We start from the raw sequence: 9,163 nt of genomic DNA, 5'->3' as shown, positions 1-9,163 counted from the left end.
GGCGGGGTCCTTCCGCGTTCCCGGGCCGCTTCCCTCCCCGGCCCCCGGCCGGCTGCGGTCCCAGCGTCCGCCCGCTCGCGGGCGAGCACGCCGCGGACGGCCGCGTGCAGCGCGGGAGCCGCGGCGAGGAAGCCGGACGCGGACGGCGTCCACGGGGGTGCCGTCCATGTCGGTGACGAGCGCCCCTCCTTCCCGGGCCATCAGCGAGCCCGGCAGGAGGTTGCTCTTCGCCGACGCCGCGGACTGGCGGACCGACGCACTCACGCCCGAGGAGGCCGCCGCGCCGTCGCCGCCACCACCGGCCCGGCCAACCTCGTGGCCGCGCTCCACTGCCCCGATCTGCACGCGCTGTACGACTTCACGGCCAACGTCCCGGGCCCGCTGGGCATCACCCGCGCCGAAACAAGCCTTGTGGCCCGGACCGCCAAGCGCGTCGGCAGCCGTCGGTGACTCCGCACGAACCCGGGGCCCGCCCTTGGACGACAAAAGAAGACCCCCGCCGAAGCGGGGGTCTTCCCGTGGTGTCCGAGGGGGGACTTGAACCCCCACGCCCGATAAAGGGCACTAGCACCTCAAGCTAGCGCGTCTGCCATTCCGCCACCCGGACAAGGTGTCTGTCTTCCCGGCCGCTCGGCCGTTCCGACGTGGAAAACATTACCAAACATTCAGGGGGCCCGATCACACCCCCTGCGGCCGGGGATCGCCCTTGGGCACGGGCGGGCCGGCGCGGGAGGATGGGGGCGCAGCCGTCGGTACCGACCAGTGGGAGGAAGCAGCGTGAGCGAGTCGAGCGCGGGCAGGACCGTCTCCGGCGAGGACGAGGTCGTCGACCTCTGCCGGGACCTCATCCGGATCGACACCAGCAACTACGGGGACCACTCGGGTCCCGGCGAGCGCAAGGCCGCCGAGTGGGTCGCCGAGAAGCTCGCGGAGGTCGGCCTGGAGCCGCAGATCTTCGAGTCGCACAAGGGCCGGGCCTCCACCGTGGCCCGCATCGAGGGGGAGGACCCCTCGCGGCCCGCCCTGCTGATCCACGGGCACACCGACGTCGTCCCGGCCAACGCCGCGGACTGGACGTACGACCCGTTCTCCGGGGAGATCGCCGACGGCTGCGTCTGGGGCCGCGGCGCCGTCGACATGAAGGACATGGACGCGATGACGCTGGCCGTCGTCCGCGACCGGCTCCGCAGCGGCCGCAAGCCGCCGCGCGACATCGTCCTCGCGTTCCTCGCCGACGAGGAGGCGGGCGGCGTGTACGGCGCCCGCCACCTCGTCGACCACCACCCCGGCCTCTTCGAGGGCGTCACCGAGGCGATCGGCGAGGTCGGCGGCTTCTCCTTCACCGTCAACGAGAACCTGCGCCTGTACCTCGTCGAGACGGCGCAGAAGGGCATGCACTGGATGCGCCTGACCGTGGAGGGCACCGCCGGCCACGGCTCCATGACGAACACCGACAACGCGATCACGGAGCTGTGCGAGGCCGTGGGGCGGCTCGGCCGGCACCAGTGGCCGGTCCGCGTCACCAAGACGGTGCGGTCCTTCCTGGACGAGCTGTCCGACGCCCTGGGCACCCCCCTCGACCCGGACGACATGGACGCCACCCTCGCGAAGCTGGGGGGCATCGCGAAGATGGTCGGCGCGACGCTGCGGAACTCGGCCGCCCCGACGATGCTCGGCGCCGGCTACAAGGTGAACGTCATCCCCGGCCAGGCCACCGCGCACGTCGACGGCCGCTTCCTGCCCGGCTACGAGGACGAGTTCTTCGCCGACCTCGACCGCATCCTCGGGCCGCGCGTGAAGCGGGAGGACGTCCACGGGGACAAGGCCCTGGAGACCGACTTCGACGGCCGGCTCGTGGACGCCATGCAGGGCGCACTCAAGGCGGAGGACCCGATCGCGCGCGCCGTCCCGTACATGCTCTCCGGCGGTACGGACGCCAAGTCCTTCGACGACCTCGGCATCCGCTGCTTCGGCTTCGCACCGCTGCAGCTGCCGCCCGAGCTGGATTTCGCCGGCATGTTCCACGGCGTGGACGAGCGGGTGCCGGTCGACGGGCTCAAGTTCGGCGTGCGCGTCCTCGACCGATTCATTGACAACTGCTGAGAATCGAGAAGGTGTGCACAGACCACCGGGAAGAGTGAATGCGCTCATACGCTCGTAGCCCCGGTGATCCCTCCTCGTTACAGGTGGTGCGGTCCGCGGCTGGGACCGCATTGCCTACTAGGAGGAACAATGCTGAAGAAGGTTGTGGCCGCTGCCGCTGCCACCGGTGGTCTGGTTCTGGCGGGTGCGGGCGTCGCGGCTGCCGACGCGGGTGCGCAGGGTGCGGCCATCGGCTCCCCCGGTGTCCTGTCCGGCAACGTCGTCCAGGTCCCGGTCCACATCCCGGTGAACGTCTGCGGCAACACCATCAACGTCGTCGGCCTGCTGAACCCGGCCTTCGGCAACACCTGCGTCAACGCCTGACGCACCTGAGGTCTTGGGGCCCCGGAGCGCAATCCAGCGCTCCGGGGCCGCCGGGCTTTCGGGCCCGGTGTTCCGGAAAAACGGCAGGGGGATGGAAGAGATGCGACGACAGGCAGCGGCGGCCGGGAAGACCCTGATCACGATGGCCGCGGCAGGGGGCGTCCTCGCCCTGGCCGGGGGATACGCGCAGGCGGCCGGCGGCGCCGGAGCCGCGGCCTCGGGGCAGGCCACCGGTTCGCCGGGCGTGCTGTCCGGCAACAACGTGCAGGCCCCGGTGGACGCACCGGTGAACGTCTGCGGCAACACGATCGACGTCGTCGGGCTGCTGAACCCGGCGTTCGGCAACCGCTGCTCCAACGGCGGCGGCCAGCCGGGTAACCCGGGCCAGCCGGGTAACCCCGGTAACCCGGGTAACCCCGGTAACCCGGGCCAGCCTGGCAACCCCGGTAACCCCGGTAACCCGGGCCAGCCTGGCAACCCCGGTAACCCGGGCCAGCCTGGCAATCCCGGTAACCCGGGCAACCCCGGTAACCCCGGTAACCCGGGCCAGCCTGGTAACCCCGGTAACCCGGGGAACCCCGGTAACCCCGGTAACCCGGGCCAGCCCGGTAACCCGGGAAACCCCGGTAACCCCGGCACCCCGGGTCAGCCCGGTAACCCCGGCACCCCGGCCCAGCCCGGTACCCCGGGCAACCCCGGTGGCGGTTCGGTGACGCCCGGGCCGGGGGCCGGGATCGCGCCGCCCCGGCAGGCCGCGCTTGCCGCGACCGGCGCCGGCGACGTCCTCGGCGTGGCCCTCCCGCTGGCCGCCGGCACGCTCCTGGCCGGAGCCGTGCTCTACCGGCGGGCCCGCGCCGCGGCCTGACGCGACGCCGCCACAGCGCGGGCCCCGCCCCCTCCCGGGGCGGGGCCCGCGCCATGTCACCAGGTCAGCCCGTCACCAGGTCGCCCGGACCTGACGGATGATCCGGCGGCGCAGCCGCACCCTGCGGCTCCCGTCCCGGTACAGGCTCATCCGGTCGAGCTCCCAGTTCCCGTACTCGGCGTGGTCGGTCAGCAGTCGGGTCGCCTCCTTGCGGGGGACCCCGCGAGGCACGTACACGTCGACGAATTCGTATTCCGGCATCGCATCTATTGTGCGGGCACCGCCCCGCTACGGATAGCGTCTGCCCTATGTCTGATGCCGCTCTGCCCACTGTTGCCGAGGTTCGCGCCGCCGCCGAGGCCGTCAAGGCCGCCATCGACCGCCACCTCGCCGCTGTCGAGAGCAGGGTCGGGGACGAGGACCCGGCCGTCTACGCCGCTTTCAACGAACTCGCCGCCGCAGCCGAGGAGTACGACGAGCTCCTGTACGACCGCTACGACGAGGTCACCCCGTTCGAGATCCCCACCCCCGAGGACGGAGCCCCGTACGCCGGACCCGCCGAGCCCGCCGCCTTCAGCGTGCTGATCCGCCGCGACTACGCCGTCGTGCACCCGGGGCGGCTGGTCGCCCAGGCCGACCGGGTCGCCGCGCACGACCGGGACGCCGAGCTCGTCCACGACGGGGGCACGGCCGGAGCCCTCGGCGTCCTCTTCGGGGAGTACGAGCCCGACGAGATCGCCTCCCGGGCCAAGGACTTCGGCCTGGAGGAGGGCGACTCGACGCTGTGGATCGCCGCGTCCCACGAGGTCCCGGAGCCGGGGGAGTGGCTCGCCGCGCCGTTCGGCAGCACGGACCCGCAGGACGTCCTGCACCGGTTCGACGTCAGCTCCGTCTTCGACGACGACGAGGAGGAGGACGACGAGGCCGCGGAACCCGGCCTGACGCCCGCCTGATCCCGCACCGCACCACACCGCACCGCCCCGTGCCGCGGACGCGGCCGGCCCCCCTGCCCGCGACGGGACGGGGGGCCGGCCGCGCGGCCCGCGCCGCTACTCCGGCTGCTCCTGCGCCGCGGCCGCGAGGCTCCGCAGCAGGCCCGCCAGCCGCGTCGTCCGCGGCTTCGGCAGCACCTCCGCGACCGCACGCGGCAGCGCCTGGTCGACGCCGTGCACCACCGACAGGTGCCGCTCGGCCCGCCCGAACGCCGTGTACACCCAGTCCCGCGACAGGGCGGGCACCGCGTCCCCCGGCAGGACGACGACCACCGCCGGCCAGCGCCCGCCGACGGCCTGGTGCGCCGTGACCGCCCAGCCGTGCCGCACCCGCGACTCCACCAGCTCCTTCGGCACGACGACCCGCCCGCCCGCCGCATCCAGCTGCAGGCCCGCGGCGTCAGCCGACACGACCCGCGCGGGGACGGCCCGCCCGGGCGACGGCACGTGGACGACGCGGTCGCCGGGATCGAAGCCGCCGAAGCGGCCCGGGCCCGGGTTGAGCCGCTCCTTCAGGGCCGCGTTCAGCGCGCGGGTGCCCGCCGAGCCGCCGTGGCCCGGGGTGATGACCTGCACGCCGTCCGCCGCGATGCCGAAGGCCCGCGGCACGGACTCGGCGACCAGCTGCACCGTGCGGTGCACCGCCTCGCCCGCGTCGCGGACGGGCACGATGACGACCTCCCGGCCGGGGGCTTCGACCTGGTTCAGCTCGCCGATCCCGATGCCGGAGACCAGCTCGCCGATCGGACCCGGATCCGGGAGGCGGGAGGCGACCTGCGGGCAGACACGGGCCGCGAGTACGTCCGCGAACACCCGGCCCGGACCCGCCGAGCCGAGGACACCGGGGTCTCCGGACAGCACCAGGCGGGCGCCGTCCGGCACCGACTCCACCAGGGCGGCGGCGGTCTCCACGTCGAGCTGCGGCGCGTCCAGCACGACCAGCAGGTCCAGCGCGAACCGGCCGTCCGCGTCCCGGTCGGGTCCCTCCGCCCCGGCGAGCAGCCCGGCCACGGTGACGGCCCCCGGCGCGGGGGCGTGCGCGGCGAGGCAGGTGCGCAGGCCGTGCTCCCGGGCAGCGGCCGCCAGGGCCAGCGGCTCGGCGCGGGCGGCCTCGCCGCCGGTGTGCACGACCAGGCCGTGCGCCGCGGCGGCGCGGACCAGCTCGGCACCGACGCCGGCGCCGTCCGCGGACGGGTCCCAGGCGGCGGCGCCCTCGCCGGTGAAGGTGCCGGTCAGCCGGGCCAGGCCGTCGGCCAGGCTCTCCTCGGCCAGCGCGTGCCCCTCCAGGCCGACGAGGACGCGTACGGGCTGCTCGGCGTCGGCGTCGGAGTCCGCAGGCTGCGCGGCGCGGGCCGCCGGCTCGGCCACCGGCTCGTGGAACACCAGGACCACGCCCTCGGCGATGGCCCGGCCGAGCGCCTCGGCCGGGGCGGGGACCCCGTAGCCGGCCAGGGCGGACTCCAGGGCGGGGGCCTCCAGGGCGGTGTGCCCCTTCAGCGCGGCCTGCTCCAGCAGCCAGCCGGTGAGCGCCGCGGCGCGCCGCTCGTCGTCAGGGCCGGCGCCGGGGCCCAGCAGGGCGCGCGCGAACCCGTCCGCCTGGTTCGGGCGGACACCCGCGACGGCGAGGAGCCGCCACGGGTCCTCGGCGAGCTGCTCGGCCGCGTCCTCGCCGAGCGCGGCCGCCGCGGGAGCGGCCAGCTCCGCAGGGGCGCCGCCGCGCGCGAGCACCGCCCGGACTGCCTCGACGCGCTCCGCGGGCGGCGCGGCGGGCGCCGCGGCCTCCGGGCGCGGGCGCGGCGGTTGCGGGGCCGGCTCGGCGGCGCGGGCGGCGGGGGCCTCCGGCGCGGGCCGGCGCGGGACGGCCGGGGCGTCGTCGAAGTACGCCGGCGCGGACGCCCCGCCCTCCACGGCCCGTACGGCGGCCAGCAGATCGGCGGCCTTGCCGCTGAGCTTGCCGCCCGCCTCGACCGGGGCCTGGCGTTCCGCCTTGCGGCGCGCGATCCGCTCCCGCTCGTACCGCTGCGCCGCGAGCTCGGCCTCGGCCTCGCTGAGCTGCGCCGCCTCGCCTCCGGTGCCGCCGTCGGCGCCCGCCCCATCCGAAGCCGGAGCGTCCGGGCCGCCGCCGGCCGCGTCCTGCGGCTCCCCGCCGCCGCGGCCGCTGTCCGCGCCGTCGTCGGGCCCGCTGCCCGCGGGGTCCTCTCCGGCTTCGCCGCCGACCGGGTGTCCGGGCGCCGCGGGGTTGTCGAGGGCTGTGCCGTACGGCTCCCCGCCGTCGCGGCCGCTGTCCCCGCCGCCGGCGTGTCCCTTTCCCGCGAGGTCCTCTCCGGCGTCCTCGTCGGCCGGAGGCATGGACGGCGCGCCCTCGCCGCCGGCAGCGGCGGGCCCGGTGTCCGCGGGGGCGACCGCCGCCCCGTCGCCGTCGGAGGCGGCCGGCGCTTCGGCCGGTGCGTCGGGCGCCGGGGTGCCGGGCGGCTCCTGGCCGGCGGGCGGCGTCGGGGTTTCCGCGGCAGCGGCCTCGGTGTCGCGGTCCGTGCTCACAGCGTGCTCCAGTCCTGGTCGGGGTAGCGGTGCACGGGCGCCGACACATCGTCCAGCGCCCGGCAGATCTCCTCCGGAAGCGTAAGCTCCTCCACCGACAGGGCCTGCGCGAGCTGCGCGGACGTCCGCGCGCCGACGAGCGGAGCGACCACCCCCGGCCGGTCCCGCACCCACGCCAGCGCCACCTGGAGCGGCGTCACCGCCAGCCCGTGCGCGGCCGTCGCCACCGCGTCCACGATGCCGGCCGCCGCCTCGTCGAGGTACGGCTCGACGAAGCCCGCCATGGCCGGGGACGCGCCCCGCGAGCCCGCCGGGGTGCCCGTCCGGTACTTGCCCGTCAGGACGCCCCGCCCCAGCGGCGACGACGGCAGCAGGCCGACACCCAGGTCGCGGGCCGCGGGCAGCACCTCCCGCTCCACGCCCCGCTGGAGCAGCGAGTACTCCATCTGCGTGCTCGCCAGCCGGGTCCGCCCGCCGGGTGCCGCCAGCTGCCAGGTGGCCGCCTTGGCCAGCTGCCAGCCGCTGAAGTTCGACACCCCCGCGTAGCGGGCGCGGCCGCTGCTCACGGCCAGGTCCAGGGCCTGCAGCGTCTCCTCCAACGGAGTCGCCGGGTCGAAGGCGTGGACCTGCCACAGGTCGACGTGGTCCGTGCCGAGGCGTTCCAGGGAGTCGTCCAGCGCGGCCAGCAGGTGCCCGCGCGAGCCGTCGAAGCGCCGGTCGGGATCGGGGACGCTGCCCGCCTTGGTCGCGATGACGAGGTCCCGGCGCGGCACGAGCGGACCCACGAGCCGGCCCAGCAGGTACTCGGCCTCGCCGCCCCCGTAGACGTCGGCGGTGTCGACCAGCGTGCCGCCCGCCTCCCAGAACGCCTTCAACTGCTCCGCGGCGCCCGCCTCGTCCGGCCCGTCCTCGGAACGGCCCCACGTCAGGGTGCCGAGGCCGATCCGGGACACGCGCAGGCCGGTGCGGCCGAGATGCCTCTGCTCCATGAGCGCTGAGACTACTGGGGCACTGACGCGGCGGACCGTGGCGCGCTACAGTCCGCCCAGACCAACGTTACTGATCGGTACACCGGTAAGGGGACGACACATGCGGCTCGGCATCAATCTCGGCTACTGGGGCGCCGGCATGGACGCGGACAACCTCGCGGTGGCCCAGGAGGCGGACCGCCTCGGCTACGACGTCTGCTGGGCCGCCGAGGCGTACGGCTCCGACGCCCCCACCGTCCTGGCCTGGGTCGCCGCCCAGACCGAGCGCATCGACGTCGGCTCCGCGATCATGCAGATCCCGGCCCGCCAGCCCGCGATGACCGCCATGACCGCCGCCACCCTCGACTCCCTCACCAAGGGCCGCTTCCGCCTCGGCCTCGGCGTCTCCGGCCCGCAGGTCTCCGAGGGCTGGTACGGCGTGAAGTTCGACAAGCCGCTCGCCCGCACCCGCGAGTACGTCGAGATCGTCCGCAAGGCCATGACCCGCGAGCGCCTCTCCTACGAGGGCGAGCACTGGACCCTGCCCCTGCCGGGCGGCCCCGGCAAGCCGATCAAGCTCACCGTGCACCCCGAGCGCGAGCGCATCCCGCTCTACATCGCCGCCATCGGCCCGAAGAACCTGGAACAGACCGGCGAGATCGCCGACGGCGCCCTGCTGATCTTCCCCGCCGCCGAACACCTGGAGGCCACCGCGCTGCGCCACATCCGGGCCGGCCGCGAGAAGGCCGGCCTCGGCATGGACGGCTTCGACGTCTGCCCCACCGTCCCCCTCGCCGTCGGCGACGACGTGCCCGGCCTCGCCGACATGTTCCGCCCCTACACCGCCCTCTACGTGGGCGGCATGGGCAGCCGGAAGCAGAACTTCTACAACCAGCTCGCACAGCGCATGGGCTACGAGAAGGAGGCCGCCGAGATCCAGGACAAGTACCTGGCCGGCGACAAGGCGGGCGCCGCAGCCGCCGTCCCGCACTCCCTCATCGACTCCACCACCCTGCTCGGCTCCGTCGAGCGCATCGCGGACGGCATGCGGGCCTACGCCGAGGCCGGCGTCACCACCCTGACGCTCGCCCCGGCAGGATTCACCCGGGAGGAGCGGATCACCGCCCTCCGCGCCGGCACCCGGGCCCTGGAGCACGCCGGCCTCGCCTGACGAACGGCGGACGGAAGGGCCCCGGAAGGATCCGGGGCCCGGAAGCCTGCGGCCGTGGTGGGGGCTCGGGGGTCTCCCCGCCACGGCCGACACCCGCAACAACGCGCGCCCCGCCCCCGGGGTTACGCACGTCCCGGCCGCCCCGCCGTCGCCCGAACGGAGG

General features: G+C 75.4%; 9 protein-coding genes and 1 tRNA gene. 5 read left to right on the top strand and 5 right to left on the bottom strand.

Annotated elements, in window-relative coordinates; genetic code table 11:
• Together EF903_RS34770 and EF903_RS22465 are read right to left on the bottom strand one after the other, a co-directional pair.
• Nucleotides 1–345 (bottom strand): hypothetical protein (locus EF903_RS34770; RefSeq protein ID WP_399421440.1); only part of this gene is annotated, 345 nt, incomplete at its 3' end.
• A gap of 174 nt (nucleotides 346–519) precedes the next feature.
• Nucleotides 520–607 (bottom strand) — tRNA-Leu (locus EF903_RS22465).
• A gap of 170 nt (nucleotides 608–777) precedes the next feature.
• Between EF903_RS22465 and EF903_RS22460 the strand changes: the two genes are divergently transcribed.
• From EF903_RS22460 to EF903_RS35925, 3 genes are all read left to right on the top strand, one after another.
• Nucleotides 778–2,103 (top strand): M20/M25/M40 family metallo-hydrolase, encoded by a 1,326-nt coding sequence (locus tag EF903_RS22460; RefSeq protein ID WP_125545918.1) that lies wholly within the window; start codon nucleotides 778–780, stop codon nucleotides 2,101–2,103.
• A 129-nt stretch (nucleotides 2,104–2,232) separates the two neighbouring features.
• Nucleotides 2,233–2,466 carry a chaplin ChpH gene (gene chpH, locus EF903_RS22455; RefSeq protein WP_114056911.1) on the top strand — a complete coding sequence of 78 codons (234 nt, stop codon included), beginning with the start codon at nucleotides 2,233–2,235 and terminating at the stop codon, nucleotides 2,464–2,466.
• 100 nt (nucleotides 2,467–2,566) lie between these two features.
• Nucleotides 2,567–3,331 (top strand): chaplin, encoded by a 765-nt coding sequence (locus EF903_RS35925; protein WP_185902773.1) that lies wholly within the window; start codon nucleotides 2,567–2,569, stop codon nucleotides 3,329–3,331.
• A 72-nt stretch (nucleotides 3,332–3,403) separates the two neighbouring features.
• Here EF903_RS35925 and EF903_RS22435 read toward each other — a convergent pair whose 3' ends face one another.
• Complete coding sequence (locus EF903_RS22435; protein ID WP_125545916.1) at nucleotides 3,404–3,592, bottom strand: DUF5703 family protein; 189 nt, start codon at nucleotides 3,590–3,592, stop codon at nucleotides 3,404–3,406.
• Nucleotides 3,593–3,639: 47 nt separating this feature from the next.
• Between EF903_RS22435 and EF903_RS22430 the strand changes: the two genes are divergently transcribed.
• On the top strand, nucleotides 3,640–4,284 hold the full coding sequence (locus tag EF903_RS22430) for a hypothetical protein (RefSeq protein ID WP_125545914.1): 645 nt from the start codon (nucleotides 3,640–3,642) through the stop codon (nucleotides 4,282–4,284).
• 96 nt (nucleotides 4,285–4,380) lie between these two features.
• Here EF903_RS22430 and EF903_RS22425 read toward each other — a convergent pair whose 3' ends face one another.
• Both EF903_RS22425 and EF903_RS22420 read right to left on the bottom strand, forming a co-directional pair.
• Nucleotides 4,381–6,672, bottom strand: a complete 2,292-nt coding sequence (locus EF903_RS22425) for a helix-hairpin-helix domain-containing protein (protein ID WP_125545920.1) — start codon at nucleotides 6,670–6,672, stop codon at nucleotides 4,381–4,383.
• Nucleotides 6,673–6,857: 185 nt separating this feature from the next.
• Nucleotides 6,858–7,850 carry an aldo/keto reductase gene (locus EF903_RS22420; protein WP_125545912.1) on the bottom strand — a complete coding sequence of 331 codons (993 nt, stop codon included), beginning with the start codon at nucleotides 7,848–7,850 and terminating at the stop codon, nucleotides 6,858–6,860.
• Between the two features lie 100 nt (nucleotides 7,851–7,950).
• Between EF903_RS22420 and EF903_RS22415 the strand changes: the two genes are divergently transcribed.
• Nucleotides 7,951–9,000 carry an LLM class F420-dependent oxidoreductase gene (locus tag EF903_RS22415; protein ID WP_125545910.1) on the top strand — a complete coding sequence of 350 codons (1,050 nt, stop codon included), beginning with the start codon at nucleotides 7,951–7,953 and terminating at the stop codon, nucleotides 8,998–9,000.
• Nucleotides 9,001–9,163 lie beyond the last annotated feature (163 nt).

This window comes from Streptomyces sp. WAC05292, from assembly GCF_003949955.1.
GTDB lineage: Bacteria > Actinomycetota > Actinomycetes > Streptomycetales > Streptomycetaceae > Streptomyces > Streptomyces globosus.
This window is presented reverse-complemented; position numbering and strand designations above follow the sequence as displayed.